Consider the following 22,861-nt stretch of genomic DNA (forward strand, 5'->3'; position numbering starts at 1 on the left):
AATAGCCGATCAGCGGGCCACGAGGCTGGAACGGCGCACCACCAGTTCCGGCTGGAGCACCACCCTGCGGTGCTCGTGCGCCGCCCGCCCCTCGCGCTCCTCGGTCTCCTCCAGGAGCAGGTCGGCGGCCATGGCGCCCATGGTCACGGCCGGCTGGCGGACCGAGGTCAGCGGTACGGCGGCCGCGGCGGCGAACTCGATGTCGTCGTAGCCGACGATCGCCAGGTCGTCCGGGACGACCACCCCGGCCGCGTACAGGGCCTGCAGGACGCCGAGGGCGAGCAGGTCGTTGGCGCAGAACACGGCGGTGGGCCGGTCGGCGAGGCCGAGCAGCCGGGCTCCCGCGTCCCGGCCCGCCGCGACGTCCAGCCGCTCCGTCGGCAGCTCGCGCAGCGCGTCGGGCCCCAGGCCCGCCTCGGCGAGGGCGTTCAGCGCACCGGTGCGCCGGTCGCGGACCTGGTTGAGCCCGGGCGGCCCGCTGACGTAGGCGATGGACCGGTGCCCGGCGTCCACGAGGTGACGGACCGCGAGCGCGCCGCCCGCCACGTCGTCCACGCTGACCGAGCACTCGGTGGTGCCCTCCGCGACCCGGTCGACCAGGACGAAGGGGATGCCGTGCCGGCGGAAGGCCTCGATGTTGCGGCCGGTGGCGTCCGCCGGGGTGAGCAGGACGCCGCGCACCCGCTGTTCGGCGAAGAGCGCGAGGTAGTCGGCCTCCTCACCGGCGTTCTGGGCACTGTTGCAGACCATCACACCGAGCCCGGCGTCCCGCGCCGCCCGCTCGGCGCCCCGCGCCACGTCCACGAAGAAGGGGTTGCCCATGTCGAGCACGAGCAGGCCCATGATCCGGCTGCGGCCCGCGCGCAGCTGGCGCGCGGACTCGCTGCGGACGTAGCCGAGCCGGTCGATCGCCGACTGCACCCGCGCCCGCGTCTCACCGGCCACGGAGTCCGGGCGGTTGATGACGTTGGAGACCGTGCCCACCGAGACTCCGGCGGCGCGGGCGACGTCCTTGATACCCACCGACTGGGCCATCGGGCGAGACCTCCAGGGAACCGTGGACGGCACCTTCGCAGCGAGGAAGGGCGCATCCGGAAGGGCTTCACATTACGACATGACTCGCACACCGGCCCGGGTCAGGCGGGCAGCGCGAAGTCGACGACACGGGGCGCCGAGGGGGTCCTGCCGCTCGACGTGTCCTGGTACATGAACGACAGCACGTGCTCCGACCCGACCCGCATCTCGTCGATCACGACCTCGCCGAAGGCGTTCAGCCCGCCGCCGTCGTGGAGCAGGGCCCAGTCGGTGTGTCCGGAAGGGCTGGACGCGCCGGCGATCCGGCCGCAGGGGAACACCGCGTAGGCGTTGTCGTACCTGTCCAGGACCAGCTTGGTGCGCTGGCTGGAGTTCAGGGCGACCGGGATCTCGGTCTTCTCCCAGGTGCCGGCGGAGTTCCTGCGGACGTGGAAGGCGCGTCCGTTCGCCGTGCGGTGGCCGACGTAGCCCGTGGTGCACCGGCCGAAGCGCCCGGGCACATGGCTGATGATCGCGTGCGGCAGACCCGCGGAATCGGTCCACTGGCTCTCCTGGTCCATCAGCGAGTGGTCCGGGCCGAGCGGGTCGACGACGAGACCCGGGTCGGTGACGGAGACGGTGTCCGCGGTGCCGGTGGTGGCGACCAGGGCACCGGCGTCGTTGCGCCAGGTACGGCCGCGGTCGGTGGAGCTGACGTAGCAGGTGTCGTGGTTGGTGATGCCGCCGCTGTCTTTCGTCACGGCGCCGCTCTGCTCCCACCAGGTGAAGAAGGCGTGCAGCCGCCCGTGCACGTCGTAGTCGAGACCGTGCAGGTACATGTTCCGGGCGCTGGACGAGCCGTGCTCGCTCGTGTACGTCCCGTCGGAGGCGGTCCACTCCCCCAGCACGCTCCAGCGCGAACCGTCGTACTCGGCCAGCGCGTTGCGGCCGTTCCCGGAGATGCCCGTCCGATAGCTCAGCCGCAGCCTCCCCTCGGGCGTGGAGACGAACCGCGGGCAGGTGAACCGCGAGGCCGGCTCCACCCCGTCCAGCGACGTCTGTACGGCCCCGAGGACGGCCGGGGTCCAGGGCGCGGACCCGGGGTCGTCCAGCAGCCCGGCCACCGACTTCACGTAGAAGAAGCCGTCGCTGTGGGAGTCCATGGTGATGTGGAGGCGGCCGTCGACCCCGGAGACGCCCATGGAGATGACGTTGTGGGAGTCCTCGGCCTTCAGCCGGTGGGCGAGGGTGACGGTCGCCCAGCAGGACCCGCCCGGCGACCGGCGCCCGATCACCGCGGCGCCGGTCGCGGTGTACCAGCCGGCGTACTGGTAGCCCTGGTAGGTGAACAGGCCGTTCTTCTGGAAGGAGTTGTTGTTGACCAGGCCGTCGTAGGAGACGAAGTGGACGGCCTGGGCGTCGAGTCGACTGCTGCCCGTCCTGGTGACGGAGGGTCTCATGAGCGGCTCCTGGGCGCGGGTGCGGGTCAGGCGAGGTGGAACACTTCGGTGAGCGGTCTCATCGCCTCGTCGGGCCGGGTGCCGTCCGGCGCCTCGAAGAACGGCCCCATCTCGGCCTGCCAGCGGGCGTTGACCTCGGTGGCCGCCATGCCGGCACGGGCGGCCTCGAAGTCCTCCGTCTCCAGATAGCCCACCAGCAGACCGTCCTCGCGCAGGAAGAGCGAGTAGTTCCGCCAGCCGGTGGCGGAGAGCGCCTCGCGCATCCGCGGCCAGACGGCGGCATGGCGCTCGCGGTACTCGGCGACGCGGTCCTGCCGGACCTTGAGAAGGAAACACACCCGCTGCATCGGCACCCCTTGGTCGCCTAGAAGTCGAACTGGTCGATGTTCTTCGCGTCGAACACGGTCGGCTTGCCGAGGTTGATCACGCCGTCCTTGCCGATGGTGTACGTGGTGTCGCCGGCCTTGAAGGTCTCGCCCTCCTTGCCGGTGATCTGCCCGGAGGCCAGGGCGACGGCGGTGCGGGCGGCGAGGTCGCCGAGCTTGGCCGGGTCCCACAGCTCGAAGCCCTCGACGGTGCCGTTCTTGACGTACTGGCGCATGTCGTTCGGCGTGCCGAGCCCGGTCAGCCTGACCTTGCCCTTGTACTTGGAGCCGGACAGGTACTGGGCGGCCGCCTTGATGCCGACGGTGGTCGGGGAGATGATCCCCTTGAGGTCCGGGTACTGCTGGAGCAGGCCCTGGGTCTGCTGGAAGGACTGCTGGGCGTCGTCGTTGCCGTAGGCGACCTTGACCAGCTTGACGTTCTTGTACTTCGGGTCCTTCAGCTCCTCCTTCATGAAGCCGATCCAGGTGTTCTGGTTCGTCGCGGTCTGCGCGGCGGACAGGATCGCGATCTCGCCCTTGTACCCGATCTGCTCGGCGAGCAGCTGCACCTCGGTACGGCCGAGGTCCTCGGCGCTGGCCTGCGAGACGAAGGCGTTGCGGCAGCCGGCGTTGGTGTCCGAGTCGTAGGTGACGACCTTGATCCCGTTGCTCATGGCCTGCTTGAGCGCGGTGCACAGGGCGCCGGGGTCCTGGGCGGACACGGCCATGGCGTCGACCTGCTGCTGGGTGAGGGTGTTGACGTAGGAGACCTGCCCGGAGGTGTCGGTGGCACTGGAGGGCCCGACCTCCTTGTACGTGGATCCCAGTTCGGTGAGCGCCTTCTCGCCGCCCTTGTCGGCGGAGGTGAAGTAGGGGTTGTTGACCTGCTTGGGCAAAAAGCCGACGGTCAGCCCCTTCTTGAGGGCGGCGTTCGGATCGGCCTTGGCGGTGGAGGTGGCCGCCGCCGAATTGTCACTGCCGGAGTTGTCCTTGGTGGTGCCGCCGCAGGCGGTGGCGGCGAGAGCGAGGGAGGAGACGGCGGCGAGAGCGACACAGGCACGCCGAAGGGATGACTTACGCATGACGGTTCCTTTTTGAGTAACGGCTCCGGGAGCGCCCTCCGTTCGGGGGCGCCGGGGGTCCCCCGGCCGGAGGCCGGAGGAGGAACTGCGCGGCCGGCGACACGCGGCCCGCAGCGATCAGACGGCCTTCGCGCCCCTGTGCCGAGCCAGCGAGATCTGCCGGGCGACCCGGGGCCCGAGCACCGACACGACGAGCAACACACCGGTCACGACGATCTGGGACTGCGCGGACACGTTCAGCAGGCTCATCACGTTCTGGAGCGCCCCGAGCAGGAACACCCCCGCGATCGCCCCGCCGAGCGTCCCCCGTCCCCCGTCGAAGTCGATGCCACCGAGCAACACCGCGGCCACCACGCTCAGTTCGAGCCCGGTCGCGTTGTCGTAGCGCGCACTCGCGTAGTGCAGCGCCCAGAAGATCCCGGTCAGGGAGGCCATCAGCCCGGTGGCGACGAACAGAATCAGCTTGTTCCGCTTCACCCGGATCCCCGCGAACCGCGCCGCCTCCTCGCTCGCCCCGGTGGCGAACAGCGACCGTCCGAACGGCGTGGCGTGCAGCACCACCACGGCGATCACGAGGAGTACCAGGAACGGCAGGAAGGCCCGCGGCAGGAACGAGCCGCCGAGCCGGCCCGCCGCGAAGTCGAGGTACTGGGTGGGGAAGTCGGTGACCGCGTCCGAGCCGAGGACGATCTGCGCGAGGCCCCGGTAGGCGGCGAGCGTCCCGATGGTGACGGCCAGCGACGGCAGGCCCAGCCGGGTCACCAGCAGTCCGTTGACCAGCCCGCAGGCCACGCCGAGCAGCAGGCACAGCGGGATGATCGTCTCGATCGCCATGCCCTCGTTCCAGAGCCTGCCCATGACCGCGCCCGAGAGACCGGCGGTCGAGGCGACCGACAGGTCGATCTCACCGGCGACCACCAGCAGCGTCATCGGCAGCGCGACCAGGGCGATCGGCAGCGTGTTGCCGATCAGGAACGACAGGTTGAGCGCGTTGCCGAAGCCGTCCACGAAGCCGAAGGAGAACAGCAGCAGGACGACCAGCAGGGCGCCGACGACGGTGTCCCAGCGAATCGCACGCGTCAAGGACTCAGGCATGGCTGGTGCTCTCCTTGCTGGTCGCGGTCCTCTTGAGGGCCGACTTCTTCTTCAGCGCGGCCGCCACCCGCAGTGCCACCACCCGGTCGACGGCGATGGCGAGCAGCAGCAGGAAGCCGTTGATGGCGAGCACCCACACGGAGCTGACCCCGAGGGCGGGGAGCACGCTGTTGACGGAGGTCAGCAGCAGTGCGCCCAGCGCGGCTCCGTACACGCTCCCGGAGCCGCCGGTGAAGACCACGCCGCCGACCACCACGGCGCTCACGACGGTGAGTTCGTAGCCGTTGCCGGTGCCGGAGTCGACGTTGCCGAAGCGGGCCAGGTACATGGCGCCGGCCAGCCCGGCGAGTCCGCCGCAGAAGGTGTAAGCGACCAGGATCCGCTTGCGCACCGGGATGCCGGCCAGCCGGGCGGCCTCCGGGTTGGAACCGAGGGCGTACAGCTCCCGGCCGCTGCCGAAATGTTTGAGGTAGCAGGCGGTGGCGACCAGGACGGCGAGCGCGATCAGCGCGAGCCAGGGGACGGCCGACAGCCCGCCCGAGCCGAAGTCGTTGAACCCGCCGGGGAGATCGGCGGCCGTGATCTGCCGGGAGCCGACCCAGATCGAGTCGACGCCCCGGATGATGTACAGCGTGCCGAGGGTGACGACCAGGGCGGGCACCTGGCCGAGGCTCACGAGGAGGCCGTTGAGCAGTCCGCAGCCGATGCCGAGCAGCACGGCCAGCACGATCGCGACGACCGTGCTGCCGCCGCCGTGCAGGTAGTCGCCGGCGGCGAAGGCCGTGATGCCGAGGGTGGAGCCGACGGACAGGTCGACGTTCCTGGTGATCACCACCAGGGACTGCCCGGTGGCGACCAGCACCAGGATGGTCGCGTTGAGCAGCAGGTCCTTGATGCCCTGCTGGGAGAGGAACTCGCTGTTGCCGGCCTGGGTGACGGCGATCATCACCAGGAAGACGACCAGGATGGCGAGTTCGCGCATCTTGAAGACACGGTCGACGAGCCGGGGCCCACTGGACTCGGGTGTCCCGGCGACGGAGGTCTGTTCGGAGGTGGTCACCGTCATGCGGCGGCCCTCCCGGTCGCTGCGGCCATCACGGTTTCCTCGGTGGCGTCGGAGCGCGGGATCTCGGCGGTGATCCGGCCCTCGTGCATCACCAGCACGCGGTCGGCCATGCCGAGGATCTCGGGCAGGTCGGAGGAGATCATCAGGACGGCGACCCCGTCGGCGGCCAGCTCGCCGAGGAGCCGGTGGACCTCGGCCTTCGTGCCGACGTCGATGCCGCGGGTCGGCTCGTCGACGATCAGCACCTTCGGTCCGGTCGCCAGCCACTTGGCGAGGACCACCTTCTGCTGGTTGCCGCCGGACAGGGTCGAGACCGCGTCGGCGATCCGGGCGTACTTCACCTGGAGCCTGACCGCCCAGTCCAGCGAGCGGCTGCGCTCGGCGCCCCGGTCCATGAGTCCGGCCCGGACGGTCGTACGCAGTCCGGTCAGGCCGATGTTGCGCTCGATGGACATGTCCATCACCAGGCCCTGGGCGCGCCGGTCCTCGGGGACCAGGGCGAGTCCGGCGGCCATCGCCGTGGACGGGGCGCCGTTGGTGAGCCTGCGGCCCCGCACCTCCACCTCGCCCGCGTCCCAGCGGTCGACGCCGAACACGGCGCGGGCGACCTCGGTGCGGCCGGCGCCGACCAGTCCGGCCAGCCCGACGATCTCGCCGGAGCGGACCTCGAAGGAGACGTCGGTGAAGACGCCCTCCCGGGTCAACCGCCGCACCGAGAGGGCCACTTCACCGGCCGGTACGTCCTGCTTGGGGTACAGCTCGTCCAGGTCGCGGCCGACCATCCGGCGGACCAGGTCGTCCTCGGTCATGCCGTCGACCGGCTCGCTGGCGATCCGGGCGCCGTCCCGCAGGGTGGTGACCCGGCGGCAGATCTGGAAGATCTCCTCCAGCCGGTGCGAGATGAACAGCACGGCCGCGCCCTGGTCGCGCAGGGTGCGCACGACGCCGAAGAGGCGGGCGACCTCGCTGCCGGTGAGGGCCGCGGTCGGCTCGTCCATGATCAGGACCCGGGCGTCGAAGGAGAGCGCCTTGGCGATCTCCACGATCTGCTGGTCCGCGATCGACAGGCCGCGGGCGGGGCGGTCGGGGTCGAGGGCGACGCCGAGCCGCTTCATCAGGGCGGCCGTGGCCGCGCGGGTGGCCTTGTGGTCGATCCGGCCCAGCGCACGCCGGGGCTGACGGCCCATGAAGATGTTCTCGGCGATCGACAGGTCGGGGAAGAGGGTGGGTTCCTGGTAGATCACGGCGATGCCGGCGTCGCGGGCGTCGCCGGGGCCGTGGAAGACGACGGGCTCACCGTCGAGCAGCACCTGACCGGCGTCCGGTCGGTGCACACCGGCGAGGGTCTTGATCAGCGTCGACTTGCCCGCGCCGTTCTCCCCGGCGAGCGCGTGCACCTCGCCGGGAAACAGCTCCAGGGCGACGTCCCGCAGGGCGCGGACGGCGCCGAAGGACTTGGAGACGTCCTTCAGCGCCAGCACCGGGGCCGGTCCCGTGTCGGACGGGTGGGTCATGGATGGCTCCTCGACGACACCCGCGAGGCGGTCGGCACCGACCCCACAGCGTCGTGAAAGGTTTCAACTGGAATGCCGGGACCGTAGGCACCACGGGCATGTCACGTCAATGGGTCCGTATTGAAAAAATTTCGATAGCCTAAGGTCACGGCTGAGTCACGGAAAACCAGGTCGGCCGGAGAGCTTGACACCCCCTTCGGGGGGCTCATACTTTGCCGTTCTGAATCGTTTCACCGTTTCATACTCCAGGAGCTCCCAAGTGACCGACCTCGCCGCGGTGAAGGCCGCGCTGAAGACCCAGGCCGTCGAGACGCCGTCATGGGCGTACGGAAACTCGGGGACCCGTTTCAAGGTGTTCGCCCAGCAGGGCGTGCCGCGCTCGGTGAAGGAGAAGCTGGACGACGCGGCGCAGGTCCACGCGGTGACCGGGGTCGCGCCGACGGTGGCGTTGCACATCCCCTGGGACAAGGCGGACGGCTCCGACGGGTACGCGGACCTGGCCGCACACGCCGAGAAGCGCGGGCTGAGGCTGGGAACGATCAACTCCAACACCTTCCAGGACGACGACTACAAGCTGGGCAGCATCTGCCACCCGGACGCGGCGGTGCGCCGCAAGGCCGTCCGTCATCTCCTGGAATGCGTCGACATCATGGACGCGACGGGGTCCCGCGATCTGAAGCTGTGGTTCGCGGACGGCACCAACTACCCCGGCCAGGACGACATCCGGGCCCGCCAGGACCGGCTGGCCGAGGGGCTGTCGGAGGTGTACGCGCGCCTCGGCGAGGGGCAGCGGATGCTGCTGGAGTACAAGCTGTTCGAGCCGTCCTTCTACACGACGGACGTGCCGGACTGGGGCACGGCCTACGCCCACTGTCTGAAGCTGGGACCCCAGGCCCAGGTCGTGGTCGACACCGGGCACCACGCGCCGGGCACCAACATCGAGTTCATCGTCGCCACGCTGCTGCGGGAGGAGAAGCTCGGGGGCTTCGACTTCAACTCGCGGTTCTACGCGGACGACGACCTCATGGTCGGGGCCGCCGATCCGTTCCAGCTGTTCCGGATCATGTGCGAGGTGGTGCGCGGGGGCGGGTTCACCTCCGAGGTGGCCTTCATGCTCGACCAGTGCCACAACATCGAGGCGAAGATCCCGGCGATCATCCGCTCGGTGATGAACGTGCAGGAGGCCACGGCGAAGGCGCTGCTGGTGGACCGGGGGGCGCTCGCCGCGGCGCAGGCGGCGGGGGATGTGCTCGGCGCCAACGCGGTGCTGATGGACGCGTACGACACGGACGTGCGGCCGTTGCTGCGGGAGGTGCGGGGCGAGATGGGGCTGGACCCCGAGCCGCTCGCCGCGTACCGCCGGTCCGGGTGGGCCGAGAGGATCGTCGCCGAGCGGGTGGGCGGCGAGCAGGCGGGGTGGGGCGCCTGACCCGTCGCCGGGATCCGTGAGTCGCGGGGCTGCGGGTCCGTCGCGGCCGGTCGCGCAGTTGCTCCCCCGGCCTTCGGCCGGGGGTACCCCCAGCGCCCCTGGGGAAGTGCAGTCACCCTCGTTCGAGAAGTGAGGAATCTCCCATGTCCACCCATCCCGAGGCCGCCGCTCTCCTCGCCCGTTCCCATCGGCTCGGTGCCGATCCCCGGAATACCAACTACGCCGGCGGGAACACCTCCGCCAAGGGCACCGCCACCGATCCCGTCACCGGTGGTGACGTCGAGCTGATGTGGGTGAAGGGGTCCGGCGGGGATCTCGGCACCCTCACCGAACCGGGGCTGGCCGTGCTGCGCCTGGACCGGCTCCGGGCGCTTGCCGGTGTCTATCCGGGCATCGAGCGCGAGGACGAGATGGCCGGTGCCTTCGACTACTGCCTGCACGGCAGGGGCGGCGCCGCCCCTTCCATCGACACCGCCATGCACGGGCTCGTGGACGCCCGACACGTCGATCATCTGCACCCGGACTCCGGCATCGCGCTGGCGTGTGCCGCCGACGGGGAGAAGCTGACCGCCGAGTGTTTCGGGGACTCGGTGGTCTGGGTGCCGTGGCGGCGGCCGGGGTTCCAGCTGGGGCTGGACATCGCGGCCGTGAAGGCCGCCAACCCGCGGGCGGTCGGATGCGTTCTCGGCGGGCACGGGATCACCGCCTGGGGCGACACCTCCGAGGAGTGCGAGCGGAACTCGCTGTCCATCATCCGCACCGCCGAGGCCTTCCTCGCCGAGCGCGGCAGGGCCGAGCCGTTCGGGCCCGTCGTCGAGGGGTACGGCGCGCTGCCGGAGGCGCAGCGCCGGGAGCGGGCCGCCGCCCTCGCGCCGTACGTCCGTGCCCTCGCCTCCAAGGACCGGCCGCAGGTCGGGCACTTCACCGACTCCGACGTGGTCCTCGACTTCCTGGCCCGCGCCGAGCATCCGCGGCTGGCGGCGCTCGGGACCTCGTGCCCGGACCACTTCCTGCGGACCAAGGTACGGCCGCTCGTACTCGACCTGCCGCCGACCGCGTCCCTGGACGAGGCCGTCGCCCGGCTCGGCGAGCTGCACACGGCCTACCGGGAGGAGTACGCGGCCTACTACCGGCGGCACGCCCTGCCCGACTCCCCCGCCATGCGCGGCGCCGACCCGGCGATCGTGCTGGTGCCGGGCGTCGGCATGTTCAGCTTCGGCAAGGACAAGCAGACCGCCCGGGTCGCCGGCGAGTTCTACGTCAACGCGGTCAACGTGATGCGCGGCGCCGAGGCCGTGTCCTCGTACGCGCCGATCGAGGAGTCGGAGAAGTTCCGGATCGAGTACTGGGCGCTGGAGGAGGCCAAGCTCCGGCGGATGCCGAGGCCGAAGGCCCTGGCGACCCGGGTGGCACTGGTGACGGGGGCCGGCAGCGGGATCGGCAGGGCGATCGCGCACCGGCTCGTCGCCGAGGGGGCCTGTGTCGTCGTGGCCGATCTCAATGCCGAGGGTGCCGCCGCCGTCGCGGCGGAGCTCGGCGGCCCCGACCAGGCGGTCGCCGTCACCGTCGACGTGACGGACGAGGAGCAGATCGCCGCCGCCTTCCGGGCCGCCGCGCTGGCCTTCGGCGGGGTCGACCTCGTCGTCAACAACGCGGGGATCTCCGTCTCCAAGCCCCTGCTGGAGACGACGGCGAAGGACTGGGACCTCCAGCACGACATCATGGCCCGCGGTTCCTTCCTGGTGTCACGGGAGGCGGCCCGGGTGATGACCGCCCAGGGGCTCGGTGGTGACATCGTCTACATCGCCTCCAAGAACGCCGTGTTCGCCGGGCCCAACAACATCGCCTACTCGGCCACCAAGGCGGACCAGGCCCATCAAGTGCGCTTGCTGGCAGCGGAGTTGGGTGAGCACGGGATCCGGGTCAACGGGGTCAACCCGGACGGTGTGGTGCGGGGGTCGGGCATCTTCGCCGGCGGGTGGGGGGCTCAGCGGGCCGCCGTGTACGGGGTGGAGGAGGCGAAGCTGGGCGAGTTCTACGCGCAGCGGACCATCCTCAAGCGCGAGGTGCTGCCCGAGCACGTGGCGAACGCCGTGTTCGCGCTGACGGGCGGGGAACTGACCCACACCACCGGGCTGCACGTGCCCGTCGACGCGGGTGTGGCGGCCGCCTTCCTGCGATGACCGGCCCGAGGACCTATGCCGCGGTCGACCTCGGCGCGTCCAGCGGTCGGGTCATGGTCGGCCGGGTGGGCCCTGACTCGCTGGAGCTGATCGAGGCGCACCGGTTCGCCAACCGGCCGGTGCGGGTGCCGGAGGGGCTGCGGTGGGACGTGCTCGCCCTGTACGCCGGCATGCTGGACGGGCTCAGGGCGGCGGGGCGGGTGGACTCCGTCGGGATCGACAGCTGGGCCGTGGACTACGGGCTGCTGGACGCCGACGGGGCGCTGCTCGGCAACCCCGTGCACTACCGGGACGCCCGCACGGAGGGAGTCGCCGAGCAGGTGTGGGCGACCCTGCCGGCGGCGGAGCTGTACGCCCGCACCGGCCTCCAGTACGCGCCCTTCAACACCCTCTACCAGCTGGTGGCGGCGCGCTCAGGTGCCCAGTTCGCCCGCGCCGGGCGCCTGTTGCTCATCCCCGACCTGCTGTCGTACTGGCTGACCGGCGAACAGGGCACCGAGCTGACCAACGCCTCCACCACCCAGCTGGTCGATCCTCGGACCCGCGACTGGTCCCACGAGGTGGCGGACCGGGTGGGGATCGACCTCGGGCTGTTCGCGCCGCTGCGGCGGCCCGGGGACAGCGCCGGGCTGCTGCGGCCCGAGGTCCTGGAGGAGACCGGGCTCGCCGGGCCGGTGCCGGTGACCACCGTCGGCTCGCACGACACCGCGTCGGCGGTGGCCGCGGTCCCGGCGGCCGGTGAGCGGTTCGCCTACATCTGCACCGGCACCTGGTCGCTGGCCGGACTCGAACTGGCCGCGCCCGTGCTGACCGAGGAGAGCCGCGCCGCCAACTTCACGAACGAGCTGGGGCTGGACGGCACGGTCCGCTATCTGCGGAACATCATGGGGCTGTGGCTGCTGCAGGAGTGCGTACGGGCCTGGGAAGAGCCGGATCTGGAGGGGCTGCTGCGGGAGGCGGCCACCGTGCCGGCGCTGCGCTCGGTGGTCGACGCGGGCGACGCGGCGTTCCTGGCACCCGGCCGGATGCCGGAGCGGATCGCCGAGGCGTGCCGGGCGTCCGGGCAGCCGGTGCCGCGGACTCCGGGTGAGATCACCCGGTGCATCCTCGACTCCCTGGCGCTCGCCCACCGCGGGGCGGTCGCGGAGGCCCAGCGGCTCGCCGACCACCCGGTGGACACGGTGTACGTGGTGGGCGGCGGCACCCGCAACGCGCTGCTCTGCCAGCTCACCGCCGACGCCTGCGGGCTGCCGGTGGTGGCGGGTCCCACGGAGGCGGCGGCTTTCGGGAACGTGCTGGTCCAGGCCCGCGCCCACGGTCTGGTCGGTGATCTGGCCGACATGCGGCGGCTGCTCACGCGCACCCAGCCGCTGACCCGGTACGCGCCGCGCGGGGACACCGTCCGCTGGGCGGCGGCCCAGGCGCGACTCACCACGCGGTGAACCGGGACTCCCGCGGATCGCACCGGCCCATTACCCTGCACTCATCGGATGATCGATCTCTAGGAGCCGCGATGCGTGTCGCCCTGTCCCTGACCTGTGTCAACGACACGCTGTATCCGGACACGGGCCGTGCCGTCGTGAAACTCCTGACCAGGCTGGGCGTCGAGGTGGACTTCCCGATGGCGCAGACCTGCTGTGGGCAGGCCCACTACAACACCGGATACCGTCATCAGGCGGAACCGCTGGCCCGGCATTTCTCCGATGTCTTCGGGGAGTACGAGGCGATCGTGACGCCGTCCGGCTCCTGCGGGGCGATGGTGCGGGAGCTGTATCCGAGGATGGGTGAGCGGGCCCGGGCCGAGGGCCGCGGCAACGGGCTCGCGCTCGCGCTGGCCCCGGTGGTGCCGAAGACGTACGAGCTGACGGAGTTCCTGGTCGACGTGCTCAAGGTGACGGACGTGGGCGCCTGCTACCCGCACAAGGTGACCTACCACCCCACCTGTCACGGGCTGCGGAGTCTGGGGCTCGGCGAGCGCCCGCGCCGGCTGCTCCAGGCGGTGAAGGGGCTGGAACTGGTGGAGCTGCCGGGAGCGGAGGAGTGCTGCGGGTTCGGCGGCACCTTCGCGGTCAAGAACCCCGACGTCTCGGCGGCGATGGGGGCCGACAAGGTGCGCAACGCCGAGTCGACGGGTGCGGAGGTGCTGTGCGCCGCCGACAACTCCTGCCTCATGCACATCGGTGGCACCATGACCCGGCTCGGTACCGGCATGCGGCCGGTGCACATCGCGGAGATCCTGGCGAGCACGGAGGAGGAGCCGGCCGCATGAGCGGGACCTATCTGGGAATGCCTGCCTTTCCGCAGGCCGCGCACGAGGCCGTGGGCGACCGCACCCTGCGCGGGAATCTGCGCCATGCCACGCACACCATCCGCGCCAAACGGGCCAGGGCCGTCGCCGAGGTGTCCGACTGGGACGCGCTGCGAGAGGCCGGAAAGCAGGTCAAGGACGACACGCTCCGTCATCTCGACCGCTACCTGGTCCAGTTGGAGCAGGCGGTGACGGCGGCCGGCGGTACGGTCCACTGGGCCGCGGACGCCGACGAGGCCAACCGGATCGTGACCGGCCTGGTCAAGGAGACCGGCGAGTCGGAGGTCGTGAAGGTCAAGTCGATGGCCACGCAGGAGATCGGGCTGAACGAGGCGCTGGAGGCCGAGGGCATCCGGGCCTACGAGACCGATCTCGCCGAGCTGATCGTGCAGTTGGGCAGGGACCGTCCCTCGCACATCCTGGTCCCGGCGATCCACCGGAACCGCGGGGAGATCCGGGACATCTTCCGGCGCGAGATGGGCGAGTGGGGGCGTCCCGCGCCCGAGGGCCTCACCGACACGCCCGCCGAACTCGCCGAGGCGGCCCGGCTCCACCTCCGCGAGAAGTTCCTGCGCGCCAAGGTCGGCATCTCCGGCGCCAACTTCATGGTCGCCGAGACGGGCACCCTGGTCGTGGTCGAGTCCGAGGGCAACGGCCGGATGTGCCTCACGCTGCCCGAGACGCTGATCTCGGTCGTCGGCATCGAGAAGACCGTGCCGACCTGGCGGGACCTGGAGGTCTTCCTGCAGACCCTGCCCCGTTCGTCGACCGCCGAGCGGATGAACCCGTACACCTCGATGTGGACCGGCACCACCGACGGGGACGGCCCCCGGGCCTTCCATCTGGTGCTCCTCGACAACGGCCGCACCGACACCCTCGCCGACGAGGTCGGCCGCCAGGCGCTGCGCTGCATCCGCTGTTCCGCCTGTCTGAACGTCTGCCCGGTGTACGAGCGGGCCGGCGGGCACGCCTACGGCTCGGTCTATCCGGGCCCGATCGGCGCGATCCTCAGCCCCCAGTTGCGCGGGACGGGGAGCGCGATCGACGCCTCGCTGCCGTACGCGTCGTCGCTGTGCGGGGCCTGTTACGAGGTGTGCCCGGTCGCCATCGACATCCCCGAAGTACTGGTCCACCTGCGGGAGCGGGTCGTGGAGGGCGGCGAGGCGGTCCGGGGCGGCAACAAGGTGCTGCTCAAACCGGCCAAGGGACACGCGGCCGAGCGGGCGGCGATGCGGGCGGCCCGCTGGGCTCTCTCGCACCCGGCCGCCCTGCGCACCGGCCAGCGGCTCGCCTCCCGCAGCCGCCGCCTCCATCCCCGCACGCTGCCGGGTCCCGGCAGGGCGTGGAGCGGCACACGGGACCTGCCGGCCGTACCGGCGGAGCCGTTCCGTGACTGGTGGCAGCGGACGAACGGCAAGGAGGACGGTGCCAAGTGAGCAGCAGGGAGCGGATCCTGGGCCGGGTGCGGCGCGCGCTGGCCGACGTACGGGACGAGGAGGTACCGGTCGAGCGGGCGTATCTGCGCGAGCACGGGCAGCGCGGCGTCGCGGAGACGGTGGAGCTGCTGGCCGAGAACCTGGCGGACTACCGGGCGGTCGTACACCGCGCCACCGACGACGAACTCCCCCACGTCATCGAGCGGTTGCTCGCCGAACGCGGATCGCGGCAGGTGCTGGTGCCCCCTTCGCTGCCGCCGGAGTGGATGCCGGCCGCCGGGCCCGCCCGGGTCCGCGACCGGGCGGCGAGCACGGCGCACGAGCTGGACGGGGTGGGAAGCGTGGTCACCGGGTGTGCGGTGGCGATCGCCGAGACGGGGACGATCGTGCTGGACGGCGGCCCGGACCAGGGCCGCCGCCGCATCACGCTCGTCCCGGACCATCACATCTGCGTCGTCCGGGTTCCGGACCAGGTCGTCCCCTCCGTCCCGCAGGCCCTCGAACGCCTCGACCCGGCACGTCCGTTGACCTGGATCTCCGGGCCGTCCGCGACCAGCGACATCGAGCTGGACCGGGTCGAGGGGGTGCACGGTCCGCGCACCCTGGAGGTGGTGCTCGTCAGCGCCGGCCCGCCGGACGCGGAGGTCACCTCGTAGGCGGGCCGGCGCCGCTTCGGCGCGCGGGGCGCAAGGGGCGCGGCTAGCGTGAGGGAATGATCCGGTTCGAGCAGGTCACCAAGCGGTACCCGGACGGCACGACCGCCGTGGACGGCCTCTCCCTCGAGGTGGCGGAGGGTGAACTCGTCACCCTTGTGGGCCCGTCCGGCTGCGGCAAGACCACCACGATGATGATGGTCAACCGGCTCATCGAACCGACCTCCGGCCGGATCCTGGTCGACGGCGAGGACATCGCCCGGGTCGACCCGGTCCGGCTGCGCCGCCGGATCGGCTACGTCATCCAGCAGGTGGGTCTGTTCCCGCACCGCACCGTGCTCGACAACACCGCGACCGTCCCGGCCCTGCTCGGCTGGAAGCGGGCCGAGGCCCGCAGGCGCGCCGCCGAACTGCTCGACCTGGTGGGCCTGGACCCGTCGACGTTCGGACCTCGCTATCCGGACCAGCTCTCCGGCGGCCAGCGGCAACGGGTCGGCGTGGCCCGCGCGCTCGCCGCGGATCCTCCCGTGCTGCTGATGGACGAGCCGTTCGGTGCGGTCGACCCGGTGGTGCGCGAGCAGTTGCAGGACGAGTTCCTCAGGATGCAGGCCGCCGTGCGCAAGACGGTGCTGCTGGTCACCCATGACATCGAGGAGGCGGTGCGGCTCGGCGACCGGATCGCGGTGTACGGGCAGGGGCGCATCGAGCAGTACGACACGCCGGGTGCGGTGCTGGGGACGCCCGCCACGTCCTACGTCGCCGACTTCGTGGGCGCGGACCGCGGGTTGAAGCGGCTGTCGGTGACCGAGATCGAGCCGGACGACCTGGAGCAGCCGCCGGTCGTCCGCCCGGCCGAGTCCGCCGGGAGCGCCGCGGCGCGGTTGCGGTCGGAGGGCGCCCGCTGGGCGGTGGTCCTGGACGCGCACGGCGACCTGCACGGCTGGGTGGGCCGCGACGAGCTGGCGGCGGGCGGCAGCGTCGGTGACCTGGCACACCGGATGACCGCGTGGGTGCCGGTCGGTGCCCCGCTGAAGCAGGCGTTCGGTGTGATGCTCCAGCACGACGCCGGGTGGGTCGCGGTCCTCGACGGCTCGCGTTTCCTCGGCGTCCTGACCCCGGCCAAGCTGCACGAGGCGCTGCGCCGCTCGGTGGACGCGGACGCCCGCGGCGTCCCGCGGGGTCAGGTGCCGTTCGACTCGGTCTCCGACGCCTGACCTCCGGTCCGGCGGGGTGTCGGCCGGGCGTCCGTCAGCAGTACGTCATCGGGCAGGCGCGGCGCAGCGCGTGCTGGGCGGCCCGCAGGTACAGCGCGGCATAGAAGGCGGTGTCGAGGTCCTCGGCCCACGGGCCGGGACGGGCGGCGGCGGCTTCCTCGGCCTCGCCCTCCAGGAACCACATCGTCAGCTCGAGGTTGTCGCAGGCCTCGGGTATCGCGTCGACGGGGAGCCGGACAGCCACCGCCAGCCGCTCCGTGAGGGCGAGCACCTCGGGCGCGCCGGCGATCACCGTCTCGTCGGTGCAGGGGGATGCGAGGGGCAGCCGGATCTCCTCGTCGAGGGAGACCGGCACCAGCACCGACCAGCCCAGCAGCAGGTCCGCCTCCCCCGGTGCCAGGAGTCTGCGGCACAGCGCGTCGAACCCGTGCATGGACGGCACCAGCTTCTCCTCGAACGACTGCCCCGGGCCGGGCACCGGGACGGCCGCCTCGGGCACCGGCACGTACGGCGCGAGCCCGCGCCGCCGCAACTCCTCGTTCAGGGCCGAGGCGATGGCGCCCTTGCCGCCGTCCTCCTCGTCCGCGCCGAACCACTCCCGCGCGGCGACACTCACCAGATAGATCCCCATGTCCCGGAAGGTAGCGGCCGCCACTGACAACGGGCGCCGATCCTCACTTCACCAGGCCCTTGTCCCGCAAGTAGGTCCGGGCCACGTCCTGGGCGAGCCGCCGCCAGCTGTCGACCTGCTGGTTCATGGCGGCCAGATCGGCGGTCGTCAGGACGTCGTTGAGCTTGCCGAGCGCCTTCGTCACGCCCTCGGCACCCGCCCGGGCGCGGTTGACGACCGGAACGGCGTAGTCGGCGTTCTGGAGGTGCTTGTCGTCGGCGAGCAGGACCAGGCCGAACTGGCCGAGGGTCGCGTCCGTGGTGGTGGTCAGCAGCATCTGGTCCTGCCCGGCCTGTACGGCCCGTTTGGCCTGGGTGGTGCCGACGCCCTTGGGGTCGACGCCGGTGATGTCGATGCCGTAGACCTTCTTCAGCCCCGGCTCGCAGTAGGGCCGCTGCACGCACTCGTCCCCCGCCGCGAGCCGCACCTTCAGCCCCGAGGCGCCCAGGTCGCTGAGCGTCCTGAGGCGGTGCGCGCGGGCATAGGCGGCAGTGACGGCGAACGCGTTCTGGTCCACCGCGCGGCCCGGGTCCAGGACCGTGAGTCCGCGCGGTGCGGCGAGGCGGCGCAGCGCCTTCATCGTGGCGTCGAGGTCGGGCGAGCCGACGGGCGGCGCGTCGGGGCCGTTGGCCTTGGCGTTGAGCCAGTCGGCGAAGGTGGCCGCGTACTCGGGGACGGCGTCGATCTGCCCGGACTCCAGGGCGGGTTCGTAGATCTCGCGGTTGGCCACGGTGATCAGAGAGGTCCGGTAGCCGGCCTGGTTCAGCAGCTGTGCGTACATCTGGGCGAGCAGGTCGCTCTCGGTGAAGCCGGCCGAGCCGACGGTCAGGTGCCTGCTGTCGCCCGGGGGCGCGGTGACCGCACCGCGGTTCTCCAGGGAGGGGCCGGTGGCGCAGCCGGTGAGGCCCACCAGCAGCACGGCCGCCACCGCCGTAGGGGATCTCACCGCGAACCCCGCGCCCCGACCGGGGCGAGCCGCTCGACGAGTTCGAAGATCCCCTCCACGATCAGCGCGAAGACGGCGACCAGGATCGCCCCGGCGACCACCTGCGGCGTGCTGGCCAGATTGAACCCGGCGGTGATGATCCGCCCCAGGCCGCCCCCGCCGGCCAGCGCGGCGATGGTCGCCGTGGCCACGAGCTGGACGGCGGCGATCCGCACCCCGTTGAGGAGCAGGGGCAGTGAAAGGGGCAGTTCCACGCGGAACAGCATCTGCGCGCCGGTCATCCCCATGCCGCGGGCCGCGCGCACGATGCTCCGGTCGACCTCGCGCATGCCCACGTAGGCGTTGGTGAGCAGCGGCGGTACCGCGAACAGCACCAGGGCCACCACCGTGGGGCCCTCGCCCCACCGGCCGATCGGGGTGAGGAGCAGGAGGACCAGGACGGCGAAGGTGGGGACGGCACGGCCGACGTTGGAGATGTTCACGGCGAGCGCGCCGCCCCTGCCGAGGTGGCCGAGGACCAGCGCGACCGGCAGCGCGACGGCGCAGCTGATGACGAGACAGACGACGGTGAGGGCGAGGTGCTGCACGAGCCGGTGCCCGATCCCGTCGTCGCCCGCCCAGTGCGCGGAGTCGGTGAGCCAGCCCCAGGCGTCGGCGAGCGTGGTCATGCGCGGGCCGCCCGTGTCCACGGGGTGAGCAGTCGCTGCACTCCGAGCAGCAGCAGGTCGGCGGCGACGGCGATCAGCACGCACAGCACGGAGGCGGTGAGGACCTGGGCCTTGAAGTAGGTGTTCATACCGGCGTAGATCAGGTTGCCGAGACCGCCGAAGCCGACGATCGCGCCGACGGTGACCAGGGAGACCGCCGAGACGGTGGCGATGCGCAGTCCGGCCATCGCCGCGGGCAGGGCGAGGGGGAGCTCGACGGTGAGCAGGAGGCGGACCGGGCCGTAGCCCAGGCCGCGGGCGGCCTGGCGGGTCTCCTGCGGGACGGCCCGCAGGCCCGCGAGGATGTTCCGGACGAGCAGGGTGAGCGAGTAGAGCACCAGCCCGGCGACGACGAGGGTGGCCGAGAGGCCGTAGACCGGCAGGAGCAGGGAGAACATCGCCAGGGAGGGGATGGTGTAGAGGATCGTCGTGACCCCGAGGACGGGCGCGGCCGACCAGCGCCGGCGGCGGGCCAGCACGGCCAGGGGAACGGCGATCACGAGGCCGATGAGCACGGAGACCGCGGTGAGCCGCAGGTGCTGCCCGACGGCGTCGAGGAGGATCTGGCGGCGGCTGCTCAGATAGGCCCCGCAGATCCACTCGTTGCGCGCGAGGCAGTCGTTCGGGGGCCCGGTCACGCGTCCATTGCACCGGGTGCGCGACAGCGCCGGCGCGTTGTGCTGACCCGTACGGGTCGTGCGTCGCGAGCCGTCTCCCGGCCGCAGCGCCCTTACCGCCGACCGGTGCCCGCGGCCCACCCGGCCCCAAGCAGACCGCACGCCACTGTCGATTACGCCATTCCCGCCGCATCCATCAGTGCCGTCGCCGTTCCCAGGGCCAGGCCGTCGTCCAGGCGTTCGATGCGGGCGCCGGCGCGGGCGCTGGCGCCGTCGAAGACCAGCATCAGCTGGCGGGCCAGGACGGCCGGGTCCGCTACACCGCCCTGTTCGGCCTGTTCCCGGAAGTAGCTCTCCATCCGGCCCTTCGCGTCGCGGGCCACCACGCTCGCCGGGTGCTCGGGGTCCTTCAGCTCGACCAGGACGGCGAGGTACGGGCAGCCCTGGTAGCCGGGGGTCACCGAGCCCTTCTCCAGCCGCTCGAAGACGTACCGGACCCGCTCACGGGGCGTGGCCGGCGCGCCGGCGCCGTCGGCGGGCGTGAGCTGGGCCTCGTACCAGGCCCTGCGGCGCTCCAGACTGGCGGCGAGCATCTCCTCCTTGCTGTCGAAGAGCTGGTACATCGAGCGCTTCGACACCCCGGCCGACCTGCACAGCGCCTCGACGCCCACGGAGACGCCGTCGCGGTAGAAGAGATCGGCGGCGGCTTCGAGCAGCCGGTCGCGGGGGGACGCCTTGTCGGTGGTGGCCATGGCCCCGAGACTACCTCTCGCCGGCACATTCGGAAACCGATCGGTATACAGGGTGGCCAGCTCCCTGACCAAGCGCTTAGATAGGAAGGTCAGCACCACGCCGCTCAGCCGGAGGCCCCGTTGTTCACTTCCGTCGACGACGTCCGCGGCCGCCTCGCGGAGACCGGCTACCTCGCCTCCCCCGCCGTCGCCACCACCGTCTTCCTGGCCGACCGGCTCGGCAAGCCCCTCCTCGTCGAGGGCCCCGCCGGGGTCGGCAAGACCGAGCTGGCGAAGGCCGTCGCCGAGGTCGCCGGCGCCCGGCTGGTGCGCCTGCAGTGCTACGAGGGCGTGGACGAGTCCCGGGCGCTGTACGAGTGGAACCACGCCAAGCAGCTGCTCCGCATCAGCGCCGGCCGGGACGAGACCTGGGACGAGGCGCGCACCGACATCTTCAGCGAGGAGTTCCTGCTCCCCCGGCCGCTGCTCACCGCGATCCGGGGCGACGAACCGAAGGTGCTGCTGATCGACGAGACCGACAAGGCCGATGTCGAGGTGGAGGGCCTGCTCCTGGAGGTGCTCAGCGACTTCCAGGTGACCGTCCCCGAGCTGGGCACGGTCACCGCGACCCGCCGTCCCTTCGTCGTGCTCACCTCGAACGCGAGCCGTGAGCTGTCCGAGGCGCTGCGCCGCCGCTGCCTCTTCCTGCACATAGGGTTCCCCGACGAGGAGCTGGAGCGCCGGATCGTACGGCTGAAGGTGCCCGAGCTCACCGAGGCGCTCACCGAGTCCGTGGTCCGGGTGGTCGGGGCGCTGCGGGCGATGGACCTGCGCAAGGTGCCGTCGGTGGCCGAGACGATCGACTGGGCGCGCACGCTGCTGGCCCTGGGCGCCGACGCGCTGGACGAGCAGGTCGTACGGGATTCCCTGGGCGTGATCCTCAAGCACCAGGACGACATCCAGAAGGCGGCCGCCAAGCTGGACCTGGACGCGCTGTGAACGCGGTGGCCGACACGTCGCCCGACCTCGCCGGCCGGCTCACCGGTCTGGTGGGGGCGCTGCGGGCGCACGGGGTGCGGGTCGGCACCGGAGAGACCGTGGACGCGGGCCGGGCGGTTGCGGCGCTCGGCCTGGCGGACCGGGAGCTGCTGCGCGAGGGGCTGGCCGCGACCCTGCTGCACGGCAGTGCCCAGCGGGCCGTGTTCGACCAGGTCTTCGACCTCTACTTCCCGCGCGGGGTGGGCGGGCCCGGCACCGGGCCGGCCCACCGGGACGAACTGCGGGAGCGGCTCGCCGGCGCGCTGGCCGACGACGACACCGCGCTGCTCAGGCAGTTGGCGGCGCAGGCGGTGGACGGCCTGGGCGGATACGGGAGTCCGTCGGGCTCCGACGGCTGGTCGTCGTACCAGACACTGGACCGGCTGCGGCCGCAGACGCTGCTGGCACGGGTGCGGGCGGACGTCCGGGCCCGGGGCACGGACCAGGGGTTCGCGGACCGGCTGCTGGACGACGAGATCCGGCGTCGGATCGAGACGTTCCGGGGCATGGTCGCGGCGGAGGCCCGGCGCCGGGTGGCCGAGCGGCGCGGGCGGGACGAGATCGCCCGGCGGGCGGTGCCGCCGAGCGCCGACCGGGTGGACTTCCTGTTCGCCGGGCGGGATCAACTTGCCGAACTGCGCAGGGCTGTTCAGCCGCTGGCCCGTAAGCTGGCGACCCGGCTGGCGGCACGCCGCCGCCGGGCCGCGCGGGGCAGCATCGATCTGCGCCGCACCCTGCGCGGTTCGCTGTCCACAGGCGGGGTGCCGATGCGGCCGGTGCTGCGCCGGCGCCGGCCGGTGCGGCCCGAGCTCGTCCTCCTGTGTGACGTCTCGGGCTCGGTGTCGGGGTTCTCCGACTTCACGATGCTGCTGGTGCAGGCGCTGCACGACCAGTTCAGCAAGGTCAGGGTGTTCGCCTTCGTCAACCGCGTCGACGAGGTGACCGGCCTGCTCGATCACGGCCGGGCCGACCCGGAGGGGCTCGGCGCCCGGATCCGCGCCGAGGCGACGCTCACCGGCTGGCACGGCAGCAGCGACTACGGGGTGTCGCTGGGCGAGTTCGCGGAGCGGTACGGCGCCGCGGTCGGGCCGCGCAGCACCGTGTTCGTCCTGGGCGACGCCCGCACGAACAACCTCGACCCGAACCTCGCGGCCCTCCGCCGCATCACCGAACAGGCCCGCCGCGTCTACTGGTTGAACCCCGAGGCGCGCTCCCTGTGGGGCACCGGCGATTCGGCGGCACCCGACTACGCCGAACTGGCCGAGATGCACGAGTGCCGAACGGCCCGCCAACTGGGCGCCCTGATCGCACGGTTGCTGCCGATCTGACGCCC

At 71.9% G+C, this 22,861-nt stretch carries 21 protein-coding genes; 9 read left to right on the plus strand and 12 right to left on the minus strand.

What is annotated here, in order from left to right:
• Window positions 1-9: 9 nt before the first annotated feature.
• The 7 genes from ACFXI4_RS38305 to ACFXI4_RS38335 form a co-directional block, all read right to left on the minus strand.
• Window positions 10-1,035, minus strand: coding sequence for a LacI family DNA-binding transcriptional regulator (locus ACFXI4_RS38305; protein ID WP_385000347.1), 1,026 nt, complete (start codon window positions 1,033-1,035; stop codon window positions 10-12).
• Window positions 1,036-1,136: 101 nt separating this feature from the next.
• A complete protein-coding gene (locus ACFXI4_RS38310) occupies window positions 1,137-2,474 on the minus strand; it encodes a BNR repeat-containing protein (protein WP_385000350.1) in 1,338 nt (445 codons plus the stop codon).
• A 26-nt stretch (window positions 2,475-2,500) separates the two neighbouring features.
• Complete coding sequence (locus tag ACFXI4_RS38315; protein ID WP_362725173.1) at window positions 2,501-2,821, minus strand: L-rhamnose mutarotase; 321 nt, start codon at window positions 2,819-2,821, stop codon at window positions 2,501-2,503.
• Window positions 2,822-2,838: 17 nt separating this feature from the next.
• Window positions 2,839-3,921: a rhamnose ABC transporter substrate-binding protein gene (rhaS, locus tag ACFXI4_RS38320; protein ID WP_385000353.1), complete on the minus strand. Its 1,083-nt coding sequence runs from the start codon at window positions 3,919-3,921 to the stop codon at window positions 2,839-2,841.
• Window positions 3,922-4,038: 117 nt separating this feature from the next.
• Window positions 4,039-5,016, minus strand: a complete 978-nt coding sequence (locus ACFXI4_RS38325) for an ABC transporter permease (RefSeq protein ID WP_362725168.1) — start codon at window positions 5,014-5,016, stop codon at window positions 4,039-4,041.
• The gene (locus ACFXI4_RS38330; RefSeq protein ID WP_385000357.1) at window positions 5,009-6,082 is read right to left on the minus strand and encodes an ABC transporter permease; all 1,074 of its coding nucleotides are present in this window, start codon (window positions 6,080-6,082) and stop codon (window positions 5,009-5,011) included. The genes ACFXI4_RS38325 and ACFXI4_RS38330 overlap by 8 nt, the downstream gene beginning before the upstream one ends.
• Window positions 6,079-7,596 carry a sugar ABC transporter ATP-binding protein gene (locus tag ACFXI4_RS38335; RefSeq protein ID WP_385000360.1) on the minus strand — a complete coding sequence of 506 codons (1,518 nt, stop codon included), beginning with the start codon at window positions 7,594-7,596 and terminating at the stop codon, window positions 6,079-6,081. Before ACFXI4_RS38335 ends, ACFXI4_RS38330 begins: the two co-directional genes overlap by 4 nt.
• A 259-nt stretch (window positions 7,597-7,855) precedes the next feature.
• Here ACFXI4_RS38335 and rhaI point away from each other — a divergent pair, with 259 nt between their 5' ends.
• From rhaI to ACFXI4_RS38370, 7 genes are all read left to right on the plus strand, one after another.
• Entirely contained in the window at window positions 7,856-9,025 is a 1,170-nt protein-coding gene (gene rhaI, locus ACFXI4_RS38340) for an L-rhamnose isomerase (RefSeq protein ID WP_362728770.1), read from the plus strand.
• A gap of 143 nt (window positions 9,026-9,168) precedes the next feature.
• On the plus strand, window positions 9,169-11,208 hold the full coding sequence (locus tag ACFXI4_RS38345; RefSeq protein ID WP_385000364.1) for a bifunctional aldolase/short-chain dehydrogenase: 2,040 nt from the start codon (window positions 9,169-9,171) through the stop codon (window positions 11,206-11,208).
• On the plus strand, window positions 11,205-12,650 hold the full coding sequence (locus ACFXI4_RS38350; protein ID WP_385000367.1) for a rhamnulokinase family protein: 1,446 nt from the start codon (window positions 11,205-11,207) through the stop codon (window positions 12,648-12,650). The genes ACFXI4_RS38345 and ACFXI4_RS38350 overlap by 4 nt, the downstream gene beginning before the upstream one ends.
• A 71-nt stretch (window positions 12,651-12,721) precedes the next feature.
• The gene (locus ACFXI4_RS38355) at window positions 12,722-13,477 is read left to right on the plus strand and encodes a (Fe-S)-binding protein (protein ID WP_385000370.1); all 756 of its coding nucleotides are present in this window, start codon (window positions 12,722-12,724) and stop codon (window positions 13,475-13,477) included.
• Window positions 13,474-14,952, plus strand: coding sequence for a LutB/LldF family L-lactate oxidation iron-sulfur protein (locus tag ACFXI4_RS38360; RefSeq protein WP_385000373.1), 1,479 nt, complete (start codon window positions 13,474-13,476; stop codon window positions 14,950-14,952). The genes ACFXI4_RS38355 and ACFXI4_RS38360 overlap by 4 nt, the downstream gene beginning before the upstream one ends.
• Window positions 14,949-15,608: a lactate utilization protein C gene (locus tag ACFXI4_RS38365; RefSeq protein WP_385000376.1), complete on the plus strand. Its 660-nt coding sequence runs from the start codon at window positions 14,949-14,951 to the stop codon at window positions 15,606-15,608. Before ACFXI4_RS38360 ends, ACFXI4_RS38365 begins: the two co-directional genes overlap by 4 nt.
• Before the next feature lie 56 nt (window positions 15,609-15,664).
• Window positions 15,665-16,819, plus strand: a complete 1,155-nt coding sequence (locus ACFXI4_RS38370) for a betaine/proline/choline family ABC transporter ATP-binding protein (protein WP_385000379.1) — start codon at window positions 15,665-15,667, stop codon at window positions 16,817-16,819.
• A gap of 34 nt (window positions 16,820-16,853) precedes the next feature.
• On the opposite strand, the gene ACFXI4_RS38375 is transcribed toward ACFXI4_RS38370, so the two are convergent.
• From ACFXI4_RS38375 to ACFXI4_RS38395, 5 genes are all read right to left on the minus strand, one after another.
• Window positions 16,854-17,450, minus strand: a complete 597-nt coding sequence (locus ACFXI4_RS38375) for a hypothetical protein (protein WP_385000382.1) — start codon at window positions 17,448-17,450, stop codon at window positions 16,854-16,856.
• Between the two features lie 43 nt (window positions 17,451-17,493).
• Window positions 17,494-18,435 carry an ABC transporter substrate-binding protein gene (locus ACFXI4_RS38380; protein WP_385000385.1) on the minus strand — a complete coding sequence of 314 codons (942 nt, stop codon included), beginning with the start codon at window positions 18,433-18,435 and terminating at the stop codon, window positions 17,494-17,496.
• A complete protein-coding gene (locus tag ACFXI4_RS38385; RefSeq protein ID WP_385000388.1) occupies window positions 18,432-19,103 on the minus strand; it encodes an ABC transporter permease in 672 nt (223 codons plus the stop codon). Before ACFXI4_RS38385 ends, ACFXI4_RS38380 begins: the two co-directional genes overlap by 4 nt.
• Window positions 19,100-19,780 carry an ABC transporter permease gene (locus ACFXI4_RS38390; protein ID WP_385000391.1) on the minus strand — a complete coding sequence of 227 codons (681 nt, stop codon included), beginning with the start codon at window positions 19,778-19,780 and terminating at the stop codon, window positions 19,100-19,102. Before ACFXI4_RS38390 ends, ACFXI4_RS38385 begins: the two co-directional genes overlap by 4 nt.
• 152 nt (window positions 19,781-19,932) lie before the next feature.
• Complete coding sequence (locus ACFXI4_RS38395) at window positions 19,933-20,511, minus strand: TetR/AcrR family transcriptional regulator (protein WP_385000394.1); 579 nt, start codon at window positions 20,509-20,511, stop codon at window positions 19,933-19,935.
• A 120-nt stretch (window positions 20,512-20,631) separates the two neighbouring features.
• Here ACFXI4_RS38395 and ACFXI4_RS38400 point away from each other — a divergent pair, with 120 nt between their 5' ends.
• A complete protein-coding gene (locus ACFXI4_RS38400; protein WP_385000397.1) occupies window positions 20,632-21,489 on the plus strand; it encodes an AAA family ATPase in 858 nt (285 codons plus the stop codon).
• Between the two features lie 5 nt (window positions 21,490-21,494).
• Window positions 21,495-22,856: a VWA domain-containing protein gene (locus ACFXI4_RS38405; RefSeq protein ID WP_385000400.1), complete on the plus strand. Its 1,362-nt coding sequence runs from the start codon at window positions 21,495-21,497 to the stop codon at window positions 22,854-22,856.
• Window positions 22,857-22,861: the final 5 nt, after the last annotated feature.

The organism is Streptomyces sp. NPDC059224, from assembly GCF_042754285.1.
Taxonomy (GTDB): domain Bacteria; phylum Actinomycetota; class Actinomycetes; order Streptomycetales; family Streptomycetaceae; genus Streptomyces.